The organism is Reichenbachiella sp. (genome assembly GCF_965233835.1).
Classification (GTDB): domain Bacteria; phylum Bacteroidota; class Bacteroidia; order Cytophagales; family Cyclobacteriaceae; genus Reichenbachiella.
On sequence record NZ_OZ247585.1, the window covers coordinates 714,857 to 739,915 of the forward strand.

The window sequence follows — 25,059 nt, forward strand, 5'->3', positions numbered from 1 at the left end:
AAACTGTGCGTCAAGCACAATATCGGATCGTTAACCTCAAATAGAAAATTTTGGATCTCAATTATATAAACAACATAATATCAACAAACCTCAGTGAAAGTAACTCTTTGGAATTCAAGGGAGCAATGTCATTAGAACATTCACTTAACAAACCTAAATCCAAACATGACGAACTATCAAAAGACGTTTCAGCGATGGCTAATTCAAATGGCGGGATTTTGATATATGGGATACATGAATTCAACGAAGGACCAAACAAAGGGAGAGCCGAAAAAATCGACCCTATATCAAACCATAAAATATCGGCAGAATGGTTAGACCAAGTCGTCAATTCAAGGATTTCCCCTAGAATATCTAATCTAAAAATTCATCAGATTGAAATAGAGCCAGAATCGTTCGTTTATGTTCTTGAAATCCCAAAAAGTACGACAGCACACCAAGCACAAGATAATCGATACTACAAAAGATTCAACCTACAAGCTGTCGCTATGGATGATTGGGAAGTCAAAGATGTTGTTGGAAGAGGGAACAAACCAATTCTTGATGTATCCTTTGGAGTCTTTCAAAAACTAGGATGGTTAGCTAAAACATTCGACTGCGAATATGAAATAGAACTAACAGTGCATAACATCGGAAATATAGCGGCAGAATACATCAATTGTTTCCTTGAAATCGATATTGAAGCAATTAAGCACCTACAACAAAGTGACTTCAGTAGACATGAAAAGCATATTCAATTCATGTTCACAAATAGAAGAACTGAACTTATTAAAGCTAAAGATGGAGCTTCTCCTGTGAGAAAACTTTTAGATTTCGAACCTTTACTTCCTCAAGTTTACCGCAGAATTGGAATAATTAAGGTGAAGGAGTCTTTCTTTGAAAACGACTTTAAGATTGTTTGTAAAACTTCAACTGAAAAGAGCAGTAAAAATTTTGAGTTTATTTCAAGTGCAATTTATAGTGATGAAGGTAACAACCGCTAATCACACCATGATGCTTTCTACTTGCACCTGAAAATTGAAGATTTTCCTACATTTTATCCAAAACAAATTACGCAGTCAATCCTTCTTAGGCATCATCCCTTCTCGTTCTGCAATTTGATAGACTAGTGCTGCTATTACTGTTGCATTAATCATCATATCTCGTTCGGGCACGTACTCTAAAGCATCCAAATTCGTGTGATGCGTTACGGTCGAATAGTTCAATCGATCCTGAATGATCTGAAACCCAGGGATATTGTAGTAGTCGAATACATCGTGATCAGTCATGTTGGTGTTTTGAATGGTGAGATGATTCACATCTAAGTATTCATAGGGCGCTAACATTTCTTCAAAAACAGGTTTGACTGCTTCGTTTCCTTGCAGATAGAGCCCTCGCATTTGGCCGGCACCGTTATCCATGTTTAAATAGGCCGAAATCTTTTCTACCTCTTTCTTCCTGGTCGTTTCTTTTACTTTGCCAAAATGCTGCTCTGCATAGGCCAACGAGCCCACATACCCTTGTTCCTCGCCACCCCACAGTGCCATTCTTATCGTTCTTTTTGGTTTTAATCCGGAAGCTTTAATGATTCGCATGGCTTCCATCATCACCGCAGAACCTGCCCCATTGTCCGTTGCGCCAGAGGCCGGATGCCAGGAGTCGAAATGCGCACCTATCATTACTACCTCGTCTTTTAATTTTGGGTCTGATCCAGCGATCTCAGCAAAAACATTCACATTGTTTTCAGGTTTCAGATAGAGTTCTGAATCTAAATGGAACTTAATTTTGGGCGTCACCTCTCTTTTAGTCAAGCGGCTCAGTTTCCCAAAGTTCTCAGGCGAAATGGCAAAATATGGAAGGGGCTTCTCATCACTTTCTCTAAAGTTATAAGTACCACTCGGGTGAATAATGCCAGGAAAAAAGGGCGTAGTGCCTAAAATACCTAGTGCACCTTCAGCTTTTAAGAAGGCAAAGAAGGCATCATCCTTTCGCATAAAGCGCTCGAATATTATTTCTAAATCTTCGATCAAATTAACGTTTCCGGCCGATGGCCCTAAGGGATTAACAGGTGCAGGATGAATGGACTTTTCTGCCTCCTCGATTTCCTCCTCAGTCAATCGAGTGGAAAGGGCATCAAATAGCATATTCTGATTTGGGGCTGACCCAATGAGGACGGTCTTGCCCTTTAATTTTCCCGCCCATTGTTCTTTCACTTTATCTAGATCAGGAGATGGTTCTATCCAAACGAGTTCACCTTCTCGTACGCCATTCGAACTTTCAGTCCAGGCATAGGGGTAGGCTTGTATTTTCATGTAGGCAGGTGCCACCATTTCGACATTGAAGGATTTTACTTCCCAACCCATGCAATCCTGGCAATAATTCTCAAAATATGCCTTGTCCATGCCCCAATTCTCCATGGTTTGTTTGACCCATTCCGCAGCCATAAAATACTGATCCGTTCCTGTCAATCGAGGGCCATAGACATCTGACAAATCAGCGATCAGACTCATCACTTGAGATTTTTGAAAACCTTGCGTGTTAATCTTGGCAAGTTCTTGAGAATTGGTCTGTCCAAAGGAGCAAATCGGAATTAGAAAGTATCCTACTAGGAGAGCGTTAAAAATTGTTTTCATAAGATGATAAGCAAATGTTTGCTTACAAGGTACTGAAAATTATTTTTTCTCGCCCTTGTTGGTGTTGTCACCAATAAGCCTCTGAAACATATAAGTTGAAGCGTACAACACATTCGGTTCAGAGTCCAAAACACAAGCTATCAAGATGTTTCACTATCTTTATTTACGTCCTTGCTGGAGTTTTCAACCTCCAATCGGCTCCTTTTAACAAAACATTTATCCAAACCTATGAACTTCACACTAGCTCAATCCATAGAAATTCTAGAAAGAACGCCAGATGTACTTGACTTCTGGCTCAAAAATCTTTCTGATGATTGGGTGAGAAATAATGAAGGAGAAGATACCTGGAGTGCGTTTGATATTGTGGGCCACCTGATCCACGGTGAGCAGACCGACTGGATGGTCAGAATGGAAATGATATTATCGGACAATACAGACAAGTCCTTCGAGCCTTTCGATCGCTTTGCTCAATTCAAAAAAAGTAAAGGCAAATCTCTGGAGCAATTATTAACAGAATTTAAAATTCTAAGAAAGGAAAACCTCGAACGCTTGAGTGCTTGGCACTTGTCCTCCGAAGATTTACAAGAAGAGGGTATCCATCCCACTTTTGGTAAGGTAACCCTTCAGCAGTTGCTCTCTGCTTGGGTAGTCCACGACCTCAACCACCTCTCACAGATCTCAAGAGTTATGGCCATGCAGTACAAAGAAGAGGTAGGGCCTTGGGTGGAGTTTTTGGGCGTGTTGAAGCGCTAGATGGTTTTTAGGTTCTTACAACTCAATTAGAAATCGTCTGTTTTAGTTATATTGAGTACACTTCAACACTAAACATTACCCATGAAACAAACTGTCTATTTTCTCATCGTGGCTCTGTTGCTTACAAGCTGTAACACAACGATTACCACAGACCAAAACGCAAAAAAAGAAACCAAATATTTAGACTACTCAGAAAAATCTGACAAGCTGAGTGGAGGTGTTCGGATGATTCCTATTCAAACGCCGTCCGGAGAATTCAAAGTGTGGACCAAACGTGTGGGTAATAATCCTACGATGAAGGTTCTTCTTTTACACGGTGGTCCTGGTGCTACGCATGAGTATTTCGAGAGCTTCGATTCATTTCTGCCCAATGCAGAAATCGAGTATTACTACTATGACCAACTGGAATCCGCCTACAGTGATCAGCCTTCTGACAGTACTTTATGGGAGTTAGACCGCTTTGTTGACGAAGTGGAACAAGTGAGAAAAGCATTGGGGCTTGATAAAAATAATTTTTACTTACTTGGTCATTCCTGGGGAGGTATTTTGGGAATTGAGTATGCATTGAAATATCAGAAAAACTTAAAAGGGCTGATCATTTCAAATATGGTTTCTTCCATTCCCTCCTATATCAAATATGCTCAAGAGGTTCTAGGCCCACAGTTGGATCCCGAAGTTCTGGCTGAAATTCAAGCACTGGAGGCAGCCAATGATTTTGCTAATCCACGATATGAGGAACTTGTAGTGACTAACTACTATCCCAAGCATGTGCTACGTATGCCGCTGGATCAATGGCCAGATCCTGTCAACAGGGCTTTCGCTAACCTAAATACGGGTGTTTACGTGACCATGCAGGGCCCAAGCGAATTTGGAATAGCAGGAGATGCCAAATTGAAAAACTGGGACAGAAGTAACGACCTATCCAAAATCAATGTACCCACCTTGTCTATTGGGGGGGAGTATGATACCATGGATCCTAAGCATATGGAATGGATGGCTGAACAACTTCCCAAAGGGGAATATCTGCATTGCCCCAAAGGTAGTCACATGGCCATGTATGATGATCAGGAAACCTATTTTGAAGGTCTTATTCAATTCATTAAAAACGTTGATCAAGGGGAGTAGTTTTATGTCGGAAATAATTATTCAAGGTATTCAGTTCGACGAAAAGTCATCCTACGAAAGAGGACCAGCGCTGGCGCCTCCTCTAATTCGAGAGGCCCTGTATGGCGGATCCATGAACTTGTTTACAGAAACAGGAATCACCATAGAAGGTCAGCCGATTAAGGACCAAGGGGACTTTCAAATCAAAGACTATTTTGACATTGAGAAAATTACTCACAACCATCTGAGCAAAGAATCAAAGATTCTGACGCTAGGTGGAGATCACTCCATTACCTACCCTATCATAAAAGCACATCATGAGAAATATCCGAAGCTTGATATTTTGCATATAGATGCTCATGGTGACTTATATGATGAATTTGAAGGGGACAAATACTCTCATGCCTGCCCCTTCGCCAGAATTATGGAAAATGACTTGGCTACAAGACTTGTTCAGGTCGGTATTCGAACGTTAAACGATCATCAAATCAAACAAGCCGACAAGTTCGGTGTAGAGATTCATCAAATGAAGAACCTTGACCTGGATCGAATTCCCGAGTTTGACAATCCAGTCTATATTTCGTTGGATTTGGATGGTCTGGACCCTGCCTTTGCCCCTGGAGTTTCTCACCATGAGCCGGGAGGGTTATCCACCCGACAAGTGCTAGATTTGATTCACAATGTAAATGGAGAAGTCATAGGAGCTGACATTGTAGAGTACAACCCACATCGAGACCACAAGCAAATGACTGCCTTTCTAGCGGCAAAGTTGATGAAGGAAATTTTAGGAAAAATGTTATGATTTTTAATCTATGAATATCACGATAAGCACAAACAGAAACCTGCTGTATTTCGGAGTACCGTTAGCACTATTTGCTGTCGTAGCTTTTTTTGTGCAGTCTATTACACTCAAGAATATTGATGCGCTCAGTTTGGCGATTACAGCAGATTTACTCATCACTATCCCATTGGTCTATTTTCTTCTTATAAGAAACTCGTCCATCTCCAAAATCACTGTAATTCCTATGATGATTTTAGGATTGGTGTTAGGTGGCTATTTGCTGCCGAAGGAAAATCAGAACTATTTAGATTTATTTAAGACCTGGGCCCTACCTGTAATCGAATTGACGGTTATGACTTTTGTTGTAATCAAGGTGAGGATGGCGATTAAAGGGTTTAAGAGATTAAAAAGTGGTTCGGCTGATTTTTTCACAATCCTAAAGAAAACCTGCGCAGAATTTTTGCCTAAAAGATTGGTACTTCCCTTTGCCACCGAAGTAGCTGTAATCTATTATGGTTTCATTCGTTGGAAGTCACATAAACCTGCCGAAAATGAATTCACTTACCATAAAACCAGTGGAACACCAGCTTTGTTTGGTGCAGTGATTTTCGTTATCGGTATTGAGACTTTGGCACTTCATATTTTGCTGGAGGGGTGGAATCAGTGGGTGGCTTGGATACTCTCAATATTAAGTGTCTATACTGCGCTCCAAGTTTTCGGTTTTGCGAAATCGCTAGGTCAAAGACCAATTGTTTTTGATACGGACAGCCTGATATTACACTATGGAATTTTGAACGAAGTAAAAATCCCATTTGAACATATAGACAGCATTGAACTTTCAGGAAAGTCTATTGATCGTTTGCCAATGGCCAAGACCTTGTCGCCCATTGGTGACTTAGAAGGGCATAATGTAATCCTTTACCTTAAGGAAGAAAGCACGCTATCGGGCCTTTATGGTTTAAAGCAAAGATTCAAAATCTTGGCACTTTATGTCGATAATAAAAATGAATTTGTGTCTAAGCTAGCAGCCTACTGTGATAATCAGGACAAGGATTGAGTTGTAAATGATATCTTGAGAGTAGGGTATTTCCTTACCTCCCCGTCTTCATAGTGGATCGACTTATACACACGGATGTATTTGATTCTAAAATCTAAAAACTATGAGACAAAAAACAATTACAAAAATCTTATTGGCTACTTGCCTGTTTTGGATGGTGGCATGTGAAGAAGATAAGAGTGCGGACGCGGGGGATAATTCTGCTCCTGGAGCTTTTACAGTTACCGCAAGCGATGTGGAGCAAACTTCCGCTGTGATATCATGGACTGCTCCGTCGGATGCAGATGGTGATGATCTTACCTATGATGTAATGTTAGGCACGGATGCAGTTTCGGTCGATCAATCTGGTACCAGTTATTCTTTTTCAGGCCTGACGGCGGCTACCGCCTACTCTGGAAGCGTGGTGGCCATGGACAGTAATGGCGGTGAATCAACGGCCACCTTTTCTTTTACCACCGATAATGATGATGGGTCTTCAAATGAAAATGAAAACCCAGGTTCGTTTACGGTTTCAGTCTCAGACCTTACTCACAATGGCGCCAAATTATCCTGGACAGCGGCGACTGATCCTGATGGTGATGCGGTGACCTATGCGGTTACTTTGGATTCAGAAGAATTGGAATCAAGTGAAAGTACCACCAGCTACAGTTTGACAGATCTCGCATCTGGTGAAGAATTTTCAGGAAAAGTAACAGCCTCTGATGGAAATGGTGGAAGTAGTGAGGCTACTTTCAGCTTTACTTCTTATGTGATAGACATTTCTCTTTATCAGGCCATGTTAGGGTTTGAGAGTGCTACTCTGGTAGATTGTAGTTATAGCGAAGGGGGTTCGGGTCAGTGTTATCAGATCAAGTTTTCGAGTAATCCGGTAGATGATGATGGGCCCTATTGTCCAGAGACTACCTATGATGTGGGTGGCTTTGGTAGCTATGATGGTACCACCAGCCCAGGCTTTCAAGTGATGAAAGCGGCTCTATTCCAAGCGATGGAAACGGATGGTTACGACATCATTGCTGATGTAGCCAATGGAGATGGAAGTTATGATATTACTATAGAGACAGTGGTTCCGGGAGGAGGTAGAACGACCATGGGGGCTACAGCAGCCTGCCTTGAACCTACTCCAGACGACAACCTGACGCTTACTTTTGAAATACCTGTAATTCCAACGGCCTTAAGCTCGGCTGACAACATTGAAAGTGTTGAGTTTGTTGGCTTGGCTTTGGATGGAGTGCCCATCAATGGAGCGCCACCCTCAGTAGTCGATAATAACGGTAAAATCCCGTCTTTGGATAGATGCGGCGGACATCACGATCCATCTGGTTACTATCATTGGCACTTTATAGCGGCCTATATGGATGCCACCTTGGATGCTCAAGGATTATTGGACAAAGACAATGACATTCAATGCTCCAAGAAAACTCAAGAGGCTACAGTATTGATGGGTTATGCAAGAGATGGCTATCCCATCTACTCGGGACAGGATACGGAAGGTGTTGACCCTACAGACTTAGATTCATGTAATGGGCACGTGGCAGCTACCAGCGAATACCCAGAGGGGGTTTATCACTATCATGCTTCTACAGATGTGACAAATGTACCTCCGTGTATTGTGGGTAAGCAGTCGGTGGATGCTTTTGCTAAACCATCTTGATGATGACTGCGATGAAAAGGATAATTGCTATCATTTTACTGATTGGATCTACGGTGTTCAACACCGTAGCTCACAATGCTAAGATTGCGACTTTCACCTTAAGAGATACAGGTGCAGGATGGTTGGTAGAGATGAATTTTGCACAAGCCGGAGTAGATGCTACTATGATTGAAATTCATGGTTCAGAAAAACTGGAAAACCTGGACAAGAAGTCTTATCAAAATTTAATTGTGGAATATGTGAAATCCAACTTTAACCTAAAGGTTGATGGAGAAGTCATAAAACTAAAAAATGGAGGCATCATGCTGGGCTCACATCAGACAGACTTAAAGTTTGTCCTTCCGGAAATGCCACCACATCCCGGTGAGGCGCAGATATACATTCCGATGTTTGGCAATACCTACAATCACACCAACTTGTTTAGAATCTATCGAGGAGGTAAGAATATTACCAAGTTTTTTCTAAGTGAGGACAATGGGTTCAATGTCGACTTGAATTTTACCCCTATTGGTATTGTAGCCGTAGAAAAAGAACCTCGTGCTGACCAGTTTTTTATGTTGAGTGGAGGAGGACTAATGCTTGCCATAGTTATGGTAATCGCATTTTCAAGAAAAAAATTGAAAGCTTAGTATTCAAAAGAAACCTTTTCAAGTAGACCCCGCGGGAAAAAGGCAGAAGGCCTGGCCTGCGGGTTTTTTGTTTTATTTCATCCACATATTTTGACCTAAGATAGACTGAATACAATTGATTAAACTTGCCGCATAGAAACTAAATTTAACTTGTATGAAGCGCTTTATTTGCCTCCCTATTGTTCTAGTTGTATTTACATTTAATCTCAGGTCCCAATCGAAACAAGTCTGTCTTTCTGTAGATGACCTCACAGTGGTTAGTTATGGTATTAACGACACAGCATTTACTTATGGAATCACGAGGAGCCTGATCAATACCTTTGATAAATATCAAATTCCAGCCATTGGTTTTGTCAATGAAAGCAAAGTGTATTCCAATGACACTGTCGATGCATCAAAAGTGAAACATCTGGACATGTGGGTCAGCAACGGTTATGACCTTGGGAATCATACATTTGCTCATTTGAGTTATCACAAAACACCATTTGATGAATATTCAGCTGGAATTTTAAAAGGAGAGTTGATCACTCGACCTCTTCTAAAAGAATATGGCAAGGAGCTCAAATATTTTAGACATCCTTACTTACAGGTAGGCCTGACCCAATCGGCTTATGATTCTTTGAATCAGTTTTTGGCAGAACACGATTATGTCGTCGCTCCCGTCAGCATCGACAATTCAGATTGGCGATTTGCCAAGGCATACAGTGATGCTTACAAGAAAGGGGATACTGTTTTGATGGAAAAGATTGGTGAGGCTTATGTAGACTACATGGAACAAGTACTCCTGTACTATGAAAAGCAGTCCCTGGATCTATTTGGTCGGGTTATCGCTCAGACTTTGCTGACCCATGCCAGTTACCTCAATGCACAATATCTCGATAAGGTCATGCAAAAATATGTGGAGCATGGATATACTTTTATTTCTCAAGAGGAGGCTTTGAAAGACCCGGCTTACCGGACGGAAGTCACTTATTTTGATAACTGGGGTATATCTTGGATAGACCGATGGAATTTGAGTCAGGGAAAATCCAGGGAGGTTTTCAAGGAAGAACCGAAAGTGCCAGAATTTATCAAATAAATCAAACCCGTTCACGACATCTGAATACCTGTTCGCGAAATCGGTGCATTAATCTAGGGCGAACATTTTTGTTGTTTGTTGATTTAACTAAAAAAATCATGAACAGAAAATCATTCCTTACTAAAGGAGCATTAGCCACAGGCAGCCTTGCATTTATTTCGCCTTATACATTTGCACAAGAAACCGAAGGCGTATTTTCGTTGGAAGAGATCAAAGAATTTGTCTTTGCGGCACATAAGGATTTTGATGAGACCAAACGAATTGTTGAGTCAAAGCCGCTGATATTAAATTGTGCGAATCAGCCTCAAAAAGGAGATTTTGAAACAGCTTTGGGAGGAGCCTCTCATATGGGACGCAGAGATATTGCAGATTTACTTGTCAGTAAAGGTGCTCGATTGGATATTTTTAATCAGGCTTTTTTAGGTTATGATAAAATGGTCATGCAACTGATAGGTGACTACCCACAACTTTTGAATACGCCAGGGCCACATGGATTTACGCTTTTGCATCATGCCAAAGTAGGAGAGCGACAAGATTTGGCTAACTGGCTCCGAGACAGAGGTCTCACCGAAACTTTCATAAAGGGGGCTTATGGTTGAATTGATTCTAGTTTCAAGTATCAAAAATGTGGTAAAGTGAATATATTGGCTCAATGGCTTATAGTTTTATGGCTTTGAAAAAATACGGATCTATACTATTCGTATGGTTGATTATATTGTTTGGTATAGCACTCATTCAAAATTATCTGAGGTACGGACATTCCGAATCGTATGACCTGTTAAACGTTGTAACATACCTGTGCGTGACTGTGTTGTTGTTTTTTCCATTCGGACTGGCTTCAATTATACTCATGAGCCGAATTGTTTTGAAGCATTCATTTTCGGTCTGGCAGTTCATCATGGTTGCAGTCGGCGCATTTTTTCTGCACTATCTGGTAGGTACGATCATCATTCATTTACTCGGTTTTTATGATAGTTTTTTTGAAGTCAGATTTGCCAAGCAGTATTTTGGAAGAGAAGCATTTTTTCATGCATTGACTCTAGCGGCTTTTTCATATGTTATCAGTCAAAAGAGAACACAAGGAAAAATGATATCAGGTACTATTGGACGAAAGTCTCTGATGCTGCAAGCCGATAAAGTTTACTGGATAGAATCAGATGATCATTATCTAAAAATTCATGCAGAACAGACCCAACTAATTAAAAGAGCTACGTTGGAAAAAATGGCCTCTGATCTCAGCCCTGACTTTATTCGAATTCACAGGCGATACATTGTGAATCGCAACTTTGTGATAGGTAAAGAAAAACAACATCGAGACGAATTTGTAATTCTAGCCTCTGGAGAAAAATTGAAAGTGGGTAGATCCTACAGTCCATTGAGTTTGTGACAATCACAAAACCTTCTTACACAATGTCAGATGCAACTTTTCATAACTACTTAAGGTCCTCCATACAGGCAATTGCTTAATCCTGGATTGTGAGTCGTAATGCTTTCCTTCTTTAATATTGTTTACTGTATTCATATTACTTTTTGCTTTCTATAGCTATGACGAACGAGTTAATCATTGGAGGACAATTGTTTGAAAAATAAAACGCAACATTGTTGCATTAACATCGTATCATTGTGAAACCAAATTCAACAAAATGGACAAATCCTTTGAAGTTATCATCGTTGGTGGAAGCTATGCAGGCCTTTCAGCTGCTCTTGCACTGGGCCGCTCAATGAGAAAAGTACTTGTTATAGATGCTGGACATCCGTGCAACGCTCCCACTCCTCATTCACACAATTTCTTGACTCAAGATGGGGCAAGGCCTGCGGAAATATCTGAGGTGGCCCAATCGCAAGTTGAGCAGTATGAGACGGTGCAATTTTATAACGATTTTGCTATTGAAGGAACTAAAACGACAGGAGGCTATTCCATTCAAACTAAAGATGGTTCCACTTTTACCACTAAGAAATTAATATTTGCCACAGGTTTGAAGGACATTATGCCTGAGATAGACGGATTTGCTGCATGCTGGGGAAAATCGGTCATTCATTGTCCATACTGCCATGGTTATGAAGTGAGGCATAAGAAAACAGGAATTTTGGCTAATGGCGAAAAGGCTCATCATTATGCGACCTTAATTTCTAACTGGACCAAGGACTTGACCATTTTTACGAACGGTCCCTCGACATTGACAGAAGATCAAACCAAACAAATAACCAATCACCAAATTCCTATCATCCAAACACCGGTAAAAAGAATTGGACATGCAGAGGGTCAGGTGCAAAACATCTTGTTGAACGACGATCGTGAGTATATATTGGAAGCTATTTATTCGGGGCCGGATTTTGTTCAGCAGAGTAATATCCCTGAACAACTAGGCTGTGAAATTAACGAGCAGGGTCTTCTACATGTAGATGGTTTTCAAATGACCAATGTGCCTGGAGTCTATGCTTGTGGTGATAATTCTACGATGAGATCTGTAGCTCTTGCGGTAGCCTCTGGTACCAAAGCAGGGGTAGTGGCTAACAAAGAGTTGATTGAAGAGGTTTTTTAGGCTTGAGAGTTTCCTTCTTCCTTATTCAGGTCTTTATAAATGCTCTGCTTGACTTCTTCAAAGTCTTCCTGATATTCGTCCAGATAGCCTTCTTCTTCAAGCATGGCTGACATCTTTTTGGCTATGTCATCCATTTCTTGAGTGGACTCTTCCACCAGGGTTACGTAGTGCTTGTTTTCTTCTTCCGAATGTGGAAATTTCATTAAACCCAGCAATCCCAATATTCTTGAAAGGGGTGCACGCAACAAGTGCGAATTCATAAACGATTGTTTAGCTAATAGTCTGTTTTGCTCTGTGATATAATTAACATGTTCTATTTCCAATGCTCGTTTTTCTTTCTTCAGCACATTCATACGATCTCCCAAGGCGAAAGCAAATAGCACCGCTTCGATGGCAAAACCATAGTAGAAAGACTGTTCCACAAAACTATTGTATGGGATGACACCATTGGTAGACAGAATAAAGAGCACCATACTAGAAATGGCAAACAACCAACCTGTCGCGTAAAACCTAGCGTTGGCCAGACCTTTAACCCAAACATATACCGACGCCCCCCAAAGACTTAGGTTAAACAAAAGAGACGTGATAGACACAATTTGGGCCATGGTACCAATCGGTACCAGAAGTGAGGCGTCCAAAATTGGAACGACTAACACCAACATGACCATTAAAAAAATGATGGTTTTGGCAAATCTTGGAGCCGTACGATTGAGATCCAGATAGAGTAGCGCAAATAGCCCACCTGATAAATAGCCAATACTGGTCCATACTGTATAAAACGGCACACCTTGCCACATCCACTCTGTACTGAAAAGCACATACCCACCATGAAAGGGTACAGCATACAGAATAAATAATACGTAAACTAGATAGGGAACGAAAATGATATCCTTGGTGGAAGCAAAAAGGAAAATATTGTAAATAAAAATGCACAGCATGAATGCTATGAATGCGACAGGAATGATTTCTTTCTGAATGAGGAAGCTGGTCATTTCGGACAGATTTCCAGTTTTTAGACTATAGTTTCTGTGCCTGCGTGCCTTTAGTCTCAAAAGGAATTTGCCAGAGGAGTGCTCCGGCAATCGTATGCCCAAGGTTCGAAAAGGGAGAAAATCTTCAGTATCAGCAGAATATAGATGATTATATGTGGATACCCTTTGATAGTGCCCTAGAGAATCTGCAGCAAAAAGAGTAGCCTCCCAAACGGATGATTCGTTGCCAGGACTGAGATATTGGTTGCTGCTATTCACGGAGATGTTTATAGCTAACCAAACTACCGAATCCGTTATGCCAAAATTGATATGGTCCGCACTGATTTGATTGAAGGCAGACTGACTGAGTAAATGAGAAACATCATCGATTTGAGCGTCGCCGTTCGCATCCTTCCAATAAGAAAAATCATAGATAGTCTCTACCCCATCATTGGCATGCTGAGTCTCCGGATGACTCGGGCTGCATGATAGAACCAAAGGGAATAAGAGGAAAAATAATAATTTCAAATGCTGGTCATATCTCGTACAAGACTAAAATAAGCCTAATTCTATTCAAATGCGGACAATCACTGATATGATTCTCTATAATCCCGCATCTGGTTTGATCAAGATACTAATTTATAACAAGGAAGTTAATCATAATCGACGAGCCATTGCAGTGCTTCATCACGCGAATCAAATGCCGCAACATTGCTGGCTCCGGTAGCCCTGTTGTAGCCGTTGAATAGAATTTTTTTGATACCGTTAATGCCAAGTACCGCCGAACACTTCATGTGTTCCTTAAATACCGTGTTGCCGAGTTCTTTCAGACGGTTCATGTAGGCTATTCCTCCGGAAACTCCTTCATAGCTTACCAGTAGTAATGTAGGTTCTGGAGTTTTTGCAATTTCAACGGCTACTTCTTCTAAAAGAGCCAATTGCTGATCAGATAGTTTGCAGGCGCTATAGTCGGCATACATAATCGCCTTACCTTCATGAGTGATGTGTTGGATAGACATAGTTAGTGGTTTATTCCCCTTTTAAACCTAAAGTATTATCCTCTTGGATCAAAAAAGAAGGAATGAAAAACATTAAGTTTTGGAGGTATTAACTGTTCGGTTGATTGGAATTTTTCTTAAAGTTTTTTTACTGAATAGAGTGGATAGATGTATCTTTTCGTTTCTGACATTTTAAAAAAGATAGTTATGAACCTGCCTTCAATTAATTACCTACTTAGCTCAGCCAAAGAATCTCTTTTGAGATTTCCCCTCACGTTGTTATGTGCCTTTTGTGGAGTCTGCCTGGCTATCTATATGGTAGAGTTGGAGGATGAAATCACTAACTATTTCCCTTATATCAATAGCCTGATCACTTTTGCCTTGGGTATCCCTTTGTTTTTCTGCGTCACCATCATTAGCTCAAAGAAGGACTTTGGAATCGCTACGAGCATTGGCTCGCATGTGGTCGCTGCGCTCGTCTTGCTGGCTATCTTTTTGTCATTGCCTGATGCAGAAAACACACACAATACCGCTATTCCCTACATCAGGTATAGCATATTCAATATCATTGTTCATCTATTGGTTTCATTTAGTCCGTATCTCAGTGGCCAACAGCTGAATGGATTTTGGAACTTTAATAAGACACTTTTTATTCGAATTCTGACTTCGATCTTATATTCAGGCTTTCTGTATGTGGGATTAATTCTGGCCTTATCTGCGCTTCATTTGCTTTTTGATATAGATATCAAAGATGAGCTGTACTTTGAATTGTGGATTGTAATTATTGGCCTCTTCAATACCTGGTTTTTCCTTTCGGGGATTCCAGAAGACATAGAGCAGCTCGAGTCCAATCATGACTACCCTAAAGGACTCAAAACTTTTGCGCAGTATGTCTTGCTGCCTCTGCTCGTATTGTATTTGATTATTCTCTATGCTTATGGGGCAAAAATCACCATCTTATGGGATTGGCCAAAGGGCATCGTTTCCTATTTGATCTCTTGTGTTTCAGTATTGGGTATACTGACCGTGTTGTTGTTTTACCCGTACGGGGAAATGAAGGAAAATGGCTGGATCAAGAAAGCAACAAAAGTTTTTTACTTATTGCTCTATCCACTGATCGCCTTACTCTTTTTCGCTATTGGCATGCGAATAGCAGATTATGCACTTACCATCAATAGATATGTGATTGTGCTACTCGGTATTTGGCTGACGCTCGTGGCAACTTATTTCACAATCGGTAGGAAGAACATTAAGTTCATTCCCATGTCGCTGGCCATCACGCTGGCTCTGATGTCTTTTGGCCCTTGGGGCATGTTTAGCATGAGTGAAAGCAGTCAGGCCAATCGCTTGCTTTCAATTTTGGAAAACAACAATTTGTTGCAAGATGGAAAGGTGATCAATGAAGTGATTTGGGAAGCCGACAGTTTGCCCGAGTGGTTCTATACCAAACAAGACGATACCAATGAAGGTGTGCTGTCAGACTCTTTGCACAACGAGGTGTATTCCATCGTCAACTATCTGGACGACTATCATGGGCTAGCCAGTATCCGGTCTATTTTCCAACAGGATTTAGACTCACTAATTGTGATTTCTCTGGATTCTAACAAATACCGAAATGAAGCGGAGATCTATATGAGATCTCTGGGATTGAATTATAGTTACAAGTATATCAACCGTACGGACACCTATTTTAGTTATTCGTCCGAAACTACGGAGATTATTTATTTGAATCGGTTTGACTACCTGACACGTGTTTATTTGTATAATTATCGAGGGGAAGCTTCTGAGCACACCATTGATATCGAAGGCAAACCTTACCAGTTGCTGTTCAATGCAGGGGATTCTCTGGGGCTTTTCTTTGTTAGTGAAATGGATACGACCAATCTTTTCTTGGGCCAAAAAGTTGATGAGTTGATCGCCGCACATGGAAAAGAATACACGTCGAACCTTGACCCGTCTGGTATGACCTTAGAAGGTTCTTCAACTGACTTTGATCTCAAATTTATCATCACTGATGTGCAACTTCAGCAAGAAAATGATACGCTAAAAGCCACTACACTCAGTGGTGATTTGTTGTTGAAGCAGGTTGATAAGAAAGACTAACCAACTTCCCGGATTTATTCCGTGATCTGTCTGCTTTCTCCAAATTATTCACGGAGCAGATCCGCGAAGGATGATCATCTTAATGTTTCAACCAATCTTTAGTAATACTATTCAGCGTACAAATTTTGTAGTCGAAGTTGTGAAGCACTTGTACAAGTGCAGTAGAAAAGCCATCTCATAAATGATGGATGCGCACATTTTGAAAGTAAGTTTTGTATTTCCTCTTTATTGCATTTTATTGCAAATAATAATCTATCATTTCTGTCAATTTGATTTATGCTAAAAAAAGAAGTTAAAGTCTCTTCGGGTTTCAAATCACAGACATCCAAGGCGATTGTGTCAATTGTATTTTTTGCTTTCATATATATTCTATTGCTTCTATTAACCATTGCATTAACTGCGGTTAGTATTTATGGAGGATTAATGCTGGTAGCTCTAAAGCCTACCTTCATTACTATTGCTTTGGGAATAGGACTGGCTAGTTTGGGTATTTTAGTATTGATTTTTCTATTAAAGTTCATTTTCAAATCTCATAAGGTTGATCGCTCGCATTTGATTGAAATTACCGAAAGAGAGGAGCCCGAATTGTTTGCGCTCATTCAGGATCTAGTAAATGAAGTAGGAACTTCTTTCCCAAAAAAAGTTTACCTATCTGCAGATGTCAACGCATCGGTCTTTTATGATTCCAGCTTTTGGAGCATGATTCTTCCTATTAAGAAAAACCTGCAGATTGGTATGGGTCTAATCAATACAGTAACGCATTCCGAATTAAAATCTATTCTAGCACATGAATTTGGCCACTTTTCTCAAAACTCTATGAAAGTTGGAAGCTATGTATATAATGTAAATCAGATCATATTCAACATGCTTTATGATAATGAGTCTTATGATAGAATAATTCAAAGTTGGGCAGGAGTAAGTGGGTACTTTTCGATTTTTGTGGTTTTGGCTGTCAAAATTATTGCAGGAATTCAATGGATACTAAGAGGGGTTTATGAAATAGTGAACAAAGCTTATATGGGACTATCAAGAGAAATGGAATTTCATGCGGATGAAATAGCCGCTCATGTAACTGGTTATGAGCCACTAAAAAGTTCTTTATTAAGAATGGAAATGGCAGATTACGCTTTTAACAACCTGCTTTCGTTCTATGAATCTAAAGTCCAACAGAATATCACATCAGAAAATCTTTATCCAGAGCATATTTCTGTGATTAACATTCTAAGCAGAGATAATAATCTGAAGTTTGAAAATGGCTTGCCTCAAGTGACTTTTTATGATTTAAACAAATTCAATAAATCTAAATTGGTTATAGAAGATCAATGGGCCTCACATCCAAGCACAAAAGATAGAATCGAAAGATTAGAGAAGTTACAGCTAGAGAAGGTAGAAACGAATAATGATCCCGCAGTTAAAATATTTGGTGATATTATCAGTACTCAACAGAGACTTACAAAGTTAGTTTTTGAGGAAGCGAAATATGAAGGTGATATAACGAAATTGGATCAGGATACCTTCTTGACGAGTTATAAGGAAGCATACGCAGCCAATACATTTCCGAAATTATTCAACGGCTATTATGACAACAAAAATCCCTTAACTTTTGATTTGGATTCAATTGAAGTTGAAAAATATAAGACAGACTTAAATGAACTGTTCAGTAGTCAAAAAATTGATCAGATTTGGGGGGCAATTGGTTTGAACGACGATATTCAGACTTTAACTCAAATTGCAGATAAAGTTATTCCAGTTAAAACATTTGATTACGATGGGTGCAAATACAACAGGAAAGAAACTAGAAGTTTAATCCAAAACCTTAAGGCTGAGCTTGAGAAAAAAAATGAAGAAATCAAACAAAATGACATCGCTATTTTTAGACATTTTAAATCATTAGAAAACAATCTTGATGGCGAATCGAATCTGACTTCATTATATAATGAACTTTTTGAGTTTGATAGTGAATATGAAAACAATTACAAAATATATATTGATCTATCTAATCAATTACAATTTATCAATTTCACAACCCCTTTTGATAAGATCAAAATCAACTTTCAGAATATAATACCACTAGAAAATAAGCTGAAGGAAGGAATAAAAGATATGCTTTCCAACAAATGGTTTCAGGAGGAATTAACAGAAGAGATCAAGAAAAATTTCGAATTATACCTTTCCAAAGAATGGAAATACTTTTACAACGAAGCCTATGATGAATCCAACTTGGAAGTGATTTTCACTGCGATGAATAATTATGCTTTTCTTCTTTCAAGGGGATTCTTTTTACTTAAAAAGAAGTTACTATGCTATAAGGAGGAGATCTTCCTTAAATCTGAATCTAATATTCCAACAGAAAATTTTTCTTAAAAAAATTAACGAGATCGCGCTGTGTAACCTCGTTAATTTTAAGAGATTGGATTTACTTCTTCAACCAATCTTTAGTGATGCTATTCAGCGTGCGTACTTTGAAGTCGAAATTTCCGTGAAGTTTTTCACGAATTTTGCTCATGTTTTGAAGCACCTCGTCGATCGATTCCGGGATGGATTCGTTCAAGTATTCTTTGATACGTTTCGCTACGGTAGGTGATTTGCCATTTGTAGAGATGGCGATTTTCAGGTCGCCTTTTTTCACTACAGACCCGAGGTAGAAGTCACATAGCTCTGGTTTGTCGGCCACATTGACCAAGAGGCCACGCACCTTAGCCATGTCTCTGATCAGTTCGCTCGTGCGCGTATCGTCTATTCCTACGATCACTAGTTCGATTTCTTCCAGGTCATAAGGCCTGAACTCCCTTTCGATCAATTTTACGTTGGGGTGATCTTTTACAAATTCACGCACCTCACCACTGATCTCTTTAGCTACCAAGCGAATGTTGGTGGCTGGGCTGTTAGTGAGCACGGCAGTGAGTTTTTCTAGTCCCACATGACCACCACCAACAATAAGGAGCTGCAATTGCTCCAGTTTGAAAAATACTGGAAATAGATTGTTACCGTTTTTGAGCGACTTCATGGTGTTGGGGGTTTATTTGGATAAAACGATTTTATCCAGCGTGCTGTTTAGTTTTTCTTTACCTAAAGCTACAGTTTCTCCGATGACTATAATAGCAGGAGAACCGATATTATTTTTTAATGCCAGTTCTTGTAGGTTGCTGACATTTCCAATCACAATTTTTTCGTCTGGTCGAGAACCATTTTGTATGATGGCTGCTGGCGTTTCTGCTTTTCCGCTGGCAGCATAGATGGCCAGAATTTCTGGCAATTTTTTCACGCCCATCAGAATCACACTCGTGGCGCTAGACTTTGCCGCATGCTCAATGTCCGAAGACAACTGTCCACTTCGTGTAGTACCTGTCATCACCCAGAAACTTTCGTTTATGCCTCTACGAGTTAGCGGAATTTGATTCAGTGCAGGTACCGAAATGGCACTTGTTACACCAGGTACTAAATCTACTACCAGTCCATGCTTTTCGGCATAAGCTAGCTCTTCGTGACCTCTTCCAAAGACATATGGATCACCTCCTTTAAGGCGAACTACATGACCATACTTGACGGCATGATCCACAATCATCTGGTTGATAACGTGCTGTTGATAATGGTGCAATCCAGCGCGCTTGCCCACGAATACTTTCTTCGTATCCGGCGAACAAAAATCTAAAAGCTCTTCATTGGCCAAAGCGTCGTATAATACGACGTCGGCTGCTTTCAAAGCTTTGATGCCTTTGAGGGTGATCAAATCCGGATCGCCCGGACCTGCACCCACCAAGGTTAATTTAGGAGCTTTTAGATTTTTCATGGTTATTTAGATTTTTAGAATCAAGAGTCAAGATACAAGACTGTATAGTCTTGGTTCTTGATTCTCTCATCTTGTTTCTTATCACGCTGGCTCTTCCACCAACAAATCTTTTTGTACTTCTTTTACTCTTTCGAGGAATTTGGCAGCGTCTTCTCTGTACGCAGTAGCGAAGTCTTCAGAAGGTTCGTTTTGGTTGATTTTCAAAACGAAATCTTTGAATGTACCACCAGTCAGGCTTTTGAAATCCTGTCCGAACTCTTCTTCAAATGAATTCATCACCGTCACTTGATTATTTACCGTAATGCCTTTGTCAATCAACAGCGCTTTAGCAGCATTGATAAATACATTATACGTGTGGTAAATAGAATCGGCGATGTTTCCACCGTCGAAAGCTTCCTGTGCCCACACGAATTTTTCTTCCGCATCATGCATCAAGGTAGAGAACAGATCGATGATCACACCAGCACATTCTCCAACCTCTGTCTCTACTTCAAACTGCTCTTCTTTACCCCAGTCGATGTAGTCGCTTGGTTTCAATGTTTCCAAATCAGCCAAGAACTTCAACAGTTGATAGAAGTAATCTTTGCCTTGTCTTCTGAAGTAGTCGTAGTAGTACTCGCCTTCGTTGCCATTTTCTTCGTAGTCGTTGAACAACACACGAAGTACATCTGGCGTACGCTTGCTTGGTACCTTGATTACTTTCTCAGCAATGAAGCCATCTCCATTGCTACCCAATCCACCACCAAGCAATACTTGTACTGCTGGGATTGTTTTCTTGTTCACCTTATTTCTCAAAGACGATCCGTGAAATCCAATTGACGCAATGGCGTGTTGGCCACAAGAGTTAGGACATCCACTGATTTTGATGTGGAGGTCATTGTTTTTGATCAATTCCGGATATTCCTTTTCGATTACGTTTTCCAATTCCAGTGCTACACGCGTACTGTTTGAGATACCCAAATTACAAGTATCCGTACCCGCACAAGCGATGATATCACCAGTACTGTTGAATCCAGGATCCGCCAGATTCAAAGCCTCTAATTCCGCGTATAGTGATTTCAAGCTTTCTTCTTTCACGAATCGAAGGATATAGCCTTGGTTCACTGTCACACGAATGTCGTCCGCGGCATACTTCAATACCACATCGCCAAACTTGTGAGCTTTTTCCCAATTCATATCGCCGTTTGGCAATTTGATGGATACAGCATAAAATCCTTCTTGCTTTTGCTCCCACACGTTGGTGGCTCTCCAAGCTTCATATTTTTCCTGATCATTGATCGCCTTGTCAGAGAACCCTAATTTTTCAGGAAGCCTTGGTTGACCCAATAGGTTTTTCACCACGTAAGACTGCGTGCTCAAGGCTTTTCGTTCTTCCTCTACTAATCGCATCACTTCGTCAATGCCGATTTCAGAAATCAAGAATTTGAAACGAGCTTTCATTCTTCTTTTTCTTTCGCCATAGCGATCGAAAACTCTAAGTAAAGCTTCAGTAAATGGGATCATTTGGTCTTCAGGCAAGAAGTCGAATGCTTTCTGAGCGGGTACAGGCTGAGCACCCAATCCACCACCGATCATTACTTTAAATCCTCTGACTTCTTTACCGCCTTCTGTTTTTATTTTTGGTATAAACCCAATATCATGGATGAATGAGATACCTGTATCTTTTTCACTGGATGAAAATGAGATCTTGAACTTACGCCCCATTTCCTGACAAACCGGGTTTCTTAAAAAGTATTTGAACAAAGCGTGTGCGTAAGGAGAAACATCAAACGGCTCGTCCTTATCGATACCAGCCACCGGAGAGGCAGTTACGTTTCTGAGTGTATTTCCACAAGCTTCGCGCAAGGTGATATCGTCTTGCTCTAGTTTCGCCCAAAGTTCTGGCGTACGGTCCAGGCTTACGTAGTGTACTTGTATATCCTGCCGAGTTGTGGCGTGCAAGTTGCCACCGCCAAATTCGTTAGAAATGTCGGCAATTCTTCTCAGCTGTTGCACGCTCATTTTACCGAATGGTATCTTGATTCGAACCATTTGGTTGCCCGGCTGACGCTGACCATAGACGCCACGGGCAAGCCTCAAACTTCTGAATTTGTCCGGGTCAATTTTTCCTTCGCGGAAAATTTGAATTTTGTCTGCCAGGGCAATGATGTCTTTTTGGACGACTGGGTTGTCTAGATTTTCAAGTTCTGATCTAAAACTTTGCATGGTATATTCTGATTTTAGTCCAATAAAAAAGCCTCTCCTGATTTCTCGGGAGAGGCTTTTTAATGTCTTATTGTTATGTTGATTAACTTCTTCTATTCAATAATTCATTAAATGTATATCTCCCGCTATATGAAAGCATACAGCAACAACACATCCAACAGATGTTCATTATTGAGATATTATTTAATGTTGTTTTCTTCATTTCGTCCTTTCAGGATGTGATTCCTTCAACGGAGTTTGATAATTCAGGGTTCAAAGATAGAAGGGAATTTTGTTTAAACGCTCGTTTTTGACAAAAAGATAATTCCTGGGTTAATATTTTAACAGAATCACAACAGAACGTGAGAATTATTATGACTTGCTTAAAATTCACTACTTTTTGCCCTGCGAATTTTGAGAATCTCATAGCAGAATTTTCATCAAGTAGGGTTCAATATCGCTTAGTCGTTGTATTCTTGTAAGTACGACCATTTTGGTTTTAGCTATGAAAAGATTAATTCTTGCGCTCTGTATACTGTTGACAAATAGCTTTTTGGCAATTGAAGCCCATGATCTCAATTTTGGGTTGTTTGAACTGTTTGAAGATGACCAGACTTACTTTATGGAAATTAGATTGGACAAGGCCAATTTGGTAAAAGCCGTGGGAAATGATGTAGGCACCACAAAAGAAGATTGGAATTGTGCTTTGTCTCAATATTTGAATGATCGAATGACTCTAGCCATCAATGGCGAAAACGCTTCTCTTGATTACACATCTGTTGAATTTCAGAAAGAGGTGATTGTCATATCAGCTAAACTCAATTTGCCAAATACACAGATTAAAGAAATTTCGGTTAGCAACACTGTTTTGCTTGAAACCATCGAAAACCAAACCAATATTATAAAAGCTACTTTTCACGATAAAAAGAGATCCTTTCGGCTAAACAAAGACAGGGTGTCTACTAATATAAAATATGAGCTATGAGAAACTTTAACAATCAATTGAAAACAATACTCACTGCAGGACTCCTGCTAATTTTTATGTGGGCCTGTACGGAGGATGAAGTGGGAACTTCTAACAACAACCCAGTGGTGGCTGTTGCAATTGATGACCTTTCTTTAGCCTCAGGCTTTGAGGTTCATGAAATTTCATTGACAGATGTCTTTAGCGACGAAGATGGTGATGCGCTTGTTCTCACAGCTTCCAGCGCTGATGAAAGTGTTGTTTTGGTAGAGATTTCAAGTTCCACACTTACGCTGATAGAACAAGCAGATGGTACAGCTATAATTACAGTATCAGCGACGGATACTAATGGAGCAAGCGTTTCAGATAGTTTTACACTGACGATCGGAGACAATAGTACACCTACAGTCGCAAATGAAATATCAGACCAGAATCTTAAGGTAGGATTTGGAGCGGCAACAGTAGAATTGGCCAACGTATTTGCTGACGCTGAGGGAGATGCTTTGACCTATGCTGCTTCTAGTAGCGATCAGGAAATTGTTACTGTTAGTGTGTCAGGTACTACGCTTACCTTGACTGAGGAGGCTGTTGGCTCCACCAATGTAAATGTGACGGCCACAGACCCTAGTGGTCAAAAGGCTACAGACTCTTTTGTGGTCACTATAGCTGCTTCGAACACATCTACGGATATTTTCACCTTCTCCAATCAAGATGGAAATAGTTTGACCATAAGTTCTTGGACAGCCATAGATGGAGCAGATGGTTATGCAATTCTGATGAATACGGAAGACAGTTTTACTAACTTGACTGATGGAGATGATTTGGATGGAAGTACCTCCTACAATGGGGTAGGCCAGCAGCTGGTGTATAATGGAACGAGTATCTCTTCACTAGATGTTACTATCCTGGAAACAGATAAGTCTTATTATTTTAAATTGGTGCCATACACTGGTTCTCATGTGTACGATCATCAGTATGCCGGTGAGGAGGGATCTACTACTTCGTGTTCATATAAGAGCACAACAGTGAGTGAGGTTTGTTTTTCCATCAGCGGAGACTTAAGGACCATTTCTTCTAATCAATATCCTAGTCACGCAGTCGGAAGCTTTCCCAATGCCGATCCAACCGCAATTGAATCGACTCACTCGATTGACCTTACTCCAACCGAGGCGGGTAGCATTACCTACGTATATGATGAAACTGGCGGGCCTACACCGTCGAATGATAATTTTTATCAGTTTGGTGTAGCGGTGAATGGCGTAGAGTTTCACCCGATGGGCTTGAAACCTTGGGAAAACCCTGACACGGGAGAAGAGAACTGGGAATGGCAAGCTAAGGTGACGGAAGAGAATGATACAGGGCTTGATGCCTATGGAGCACATGTGACCTCGGCAGGAAATTACCACTATCACGGAGATATTGTGGCGCTGGCTGATGAAGAAGATGGATCTAGACACTCACTGCTTTATGGTTTTGCTGCTGATGGATTCCCTATTTATTATAAGTATGGATATACTGATGAAAACGATGGATCTTCTGCAATTAAAGAATTGAAATCAAGCTATCAGCTGAAGTCTGGCTCAAGAACAGGTACTGGTACTGCGGGAGAAGATTATCCAGATGGCACGCATGATGGGACTTATATTCAGGATTTCGAGTTTGTAGATGGATTGGGAGATTTGGACGAGTGTAATGGTAGGACTGGAGTAACTCCAGAATACCCTGATGGAACTTATTATTACGTAATTACTGCTGACTTCCCGGTTACTCCGAATTGTTTCGTAGGGACACCTGATGATGCCTGGAAGATTGGGAAATAGATATTAAGCTTTTTGAGAAAA

21 protein-coding genes are annotated in these 25,059 nt (G+C 40.4%); 15 read left to right on the forward strand and 6 right to left on the reverse strand.

Translation table 11 applies throughout. The features are described 5' to 3' along the window. Positions 1-50 precede the first annotated feature (50 nt). Positions 51-983, forward strand: coding sequence for a helix-turn-helix domain-containing protein (locus ACO6S2_RS03020; RefSeq protein WP_422361043.1), 933 nt, complete (start codon positions 51-53; stop codon positions 981-983). Positions 984-1,058: 75 nt separating this feature from the next. Here the strand turns inward: ACO6S2_RS03020 and ACO6S2_RS03025 are convergent, their stop codons facing one another. After that, positions 1,059-2,612 (reverse strand): M20/M25/M40 family metallo-hydrolase, encoded by a 1,554-nt coding sequence (locus ACO6S2_RS03025; protein ID WP_422361044.1) that lies wholly within the window; start codon positions 2,610-2,612, stop codon positions 1,059-1,061. A gap of 228 nt (positions 2,613-2,840) precedes the next feature. Here ACO6S2_RS03025 and ACO6S2_RS03030 point away from each other — a divergent pair, with 228 nt between their 5' ends. The 10 genes from ACO6S2_RS03030 to ACO6S2_RS03075 all read left to right on the forward strand — a co-directional run bounded on the left by ACO6S2_RS03030 (position 2,841) and on the right by ACO6S2_RS03075 (position 12,208). After that, on the forward strand, positions 2,841-3,365 hold the full coding sequence (locus ACO6S2_RS03030) for a DinB family protein (protein ID WP_422361045.1): 525 nt from the start codon (positions 2,841-2,843) through the stop codon (positions 3,363-3,365). An 81-nt stretch (positions 3,366-3,446) separates the two neighbouring features. Beyond that, complete coding sequence (locus ACO6S2_RS03035; protein WP_422361046.1) at positions 3,447-4,490, forward strand: proline iminopeptidase-family hydrolase; 1,044 nt, start codon at positions 3,447-3,449, stop codon at positions 4,488-4,490. Between the two features lie 4 nt (positions 4,491-4,494). Beyond that, positions 4,495-5,271 (forward strand): agmatinase, encoded by a 777-nt coding sequence (gene speB, locus ACO6S2_RS03040; protein ID WP_422361047.1) that lies wholly within the window; start codon positions 4,495-4,497, stop codon positions 5,269-5,271. Between the two features lie 10 nt (positions 5,272-5,281). Then, a complete protein-coding gene (locus ACO6S2_RS03045; RefSeq protein WP_422361048.1) occupies positions 5,282-6,307 on the forward strand; it encodes a hypothetical protein in 1,026 nt (341 codons plus the stop codon). 103 nt (positions 6,308-6,410) lie between these two features. Then, entirely contained in the window at positions 6,411-7,958 is a 1,548-nt protein-coding gene (locus ACO6S2_RS03050) for a YHYH protein (protein ID WP_422361049.1), read from the forward strand. Between the two features lie 11 nt (positions 7,959-7,969). Further along, positions 7,970-8,587, forward strand: coding sequence for a hypothetical protein (locus ACO6S2_RS03055; protein WP_422361050.1), 618 nt, complete (start codon positions 7,970-7,972; stop codon positions 8,585-8,587). 154 nt (positions 8,588-8,741) lie between these two features. Further along, positions 8,742-9,665: a polysaccharide deacetylase family protein gene (locus ACO6S2_RS03060; protein WP_422361051.1), complete on the forward strand. Its 924-nt coding sequence runs from the start codon at positions 8,742-8,744 to the stop codon at positions 9,663-9,665. Between the two features lie 98 nt (positions 9,666-9,763). Beyond that, the gene (locus tag ACO6S2_RS03065) at positions 9,764-10,264 is read left to right on the forward strand and encodes a hypothetical protein (RefSeq protein WP_422361052.1); all 501 of its coding nucleotides are present in this window, start codon (positions 9,764-9,766) and stop codon (positions 10,262-10,264) included. A gap of 53 nt (positions 10,265-10,317) precedes the next feature. Continuing rightward, a complete protein-coding gene (locus ACO6S2_RS03070; protein ID WP_422361053.1) occupies positions 10,318-11,052 on the forward strand; it encodes a LytR/AlgR family response regulator transcription factor in 735 nt (244 codons plus the stop codon). Between the two features lie 256 nt (positions 11,053-11,308). Then, on the forward strand, positions 11,309-12,208 hold the full coding sequence (locus ACO6S2_RS03075; protein WP_422361054.1) for an NAD(P)/FAD-dependent oxidoreductase: 900 nt from the start codon (positions 11,309-11,311) through the stop codon (positions 12,206-12,208). Here the strand turns inward: ACO6S2_RS03075 and ACO6S2_RS03080 are convergent. Both ACO6S2_RS03080 and ACO6S2_RS03085 read right to left on the reverse strand, forming a co-directional pair. After that, a complete protein-coding gene (locus tag ACO6S2_RS03080; protein ID WP_422361055.1) occupies positions 12,205-13,707 on the reverse strand; it encodes a 7TM diverse intracellular signaling domain-containing protein in 1,503 nt (500 codons plus the stop codon). The two genes, ACO6S2_RS03075 and ACO6S2_RS03080, sit on opposite strands and share 4 nt — an antisense overlap. Positions 13,708-13,832: 125 nt before the next feature. After that, positions 13,833-14,198 (reverse strand): hypothetical protein, encoded by a 366-nt coding sequence (locus tag ACO6S2_RS03085; RefSeq protein ID WP_422361056.1) that lies wholly within the window; start codon positions 14,196-14,198, stop codon positions 13,833-13,835. A 186-nt stretch (positions 14,199-14,384) separates the two neighbouring features. Here ACO6S2_RS03085 and ACO6S2_RS03090 point away from each other — a divergent pair, with 186 nt between their 5' ends. Further along, complete coding sequence (locus ACO6S2_RS03090) at positions 14,385-16,280, forward strand: DUF4153 domain-containing protein (protein ID WP_422361057.1); 1,896 nt, start codon at positions 14,385-14,387, stop codon at positions 16,278-16,280. 276 nt (positions 16,281-16,556) lie between these two features. After that, positions 16,557-18,644 carry a M48 family metalloprotease gene (locus ACO6S2_RS03095; RefSeq protein ID WP_422361058.1) on the forward strand — a complete coding sequence of 696 codons (2,088 nt, stop codon included), beginning with the start codon at positions 16,557-16,559 and terminating at the stop codon, positions 18,642-18,644. A gap of 52 nt (positions 18,645-18,696) precedes the next feature. Here the strand turns inward: ACO6S2_RS03095 and ACO6S2_RS03100 are convergent, their stop codons facing one another. The 3 genes from ACO6S2_RS03100 to ACO6S2_RS03110 form a co-directional block, all read right to left on the reverse strand. Beyond that, positions 18,697-19,287, reverse strand: coding sequence for a precorrin-2 dehydrogenase/sirohydrochlorin ferrochelatase family protein (locus tag ACO6S2_RS03100; protein ID WP_422361059.1), 591 nt, complete (start codon positions 19,285-19,287; stop codon positions 18,697-18,699). Between the two features lie 12 nt (positions 19,288-19,299). Continuing rightward, positions 19,300-20,070, reverse strand: a complete 771-nt coding sequence (gene cobA / locus ACO6S2_RS03105) for a uroporphyrinogen-III C-methyltransferase (RefSeq protein WP_422361060.1) — start codon at positions 20,068-20,070, stop codon at positions 19,300-19,302. Positions 20,071-20,151: 81 nt separating this feature from the next. Continuing rightward, the gene (locus tag ACO6S2_RS03110; protein WP_422361061.1) at positions 20,152-22,275 is read right to left on the reverse strand and encodes a nitrite reductase; all 2,124 of its coding nucleotides are present in this window, start codon (positions 22,273-22,275) and stop codon (positions 20,152-20,154) included. Positions 22,276-22,759: 484 nt separating this feature from the next. Here ACO6S2_RS03110 and ACO6S2_RS03115 point away from each other — a divergent pair, with 484 nt between their 5' ends. Both ACO6S2_RS03115 and ACO6S2_RS03120 read left to right on the forward strand, forming a co-directional pair. After that, positions 22,760-23,239 carry a DUF6702 family protein gene (locus tag ACO6S2_RS03115; protein WP_422361062.1) on the forward strand — a complete coding sequence of 160 codons (480 nt, stop codon included), beginning with the start codon at positions 22,760-22,762 and terminating at the stop codon, positions 23,237-23,239. Beyond that, positions 23,236-25,038, forward strand: a complete 1,803-nt coding sequence (locus ACO6S2_RS03120) for a YHYH protein (RefSeq protein WP_422361063.1) — start codon at positions 23,236-23,238, stop codon at positions 25,036-25,038. Before ACO6S2_RS03115 ends, ACO6S2_RS03120 begins: the two co-directional genes overlap by 4 nt. The last annotated feature ends 21 nt before the right edge of the window (positions 25,039-25,059 follow it).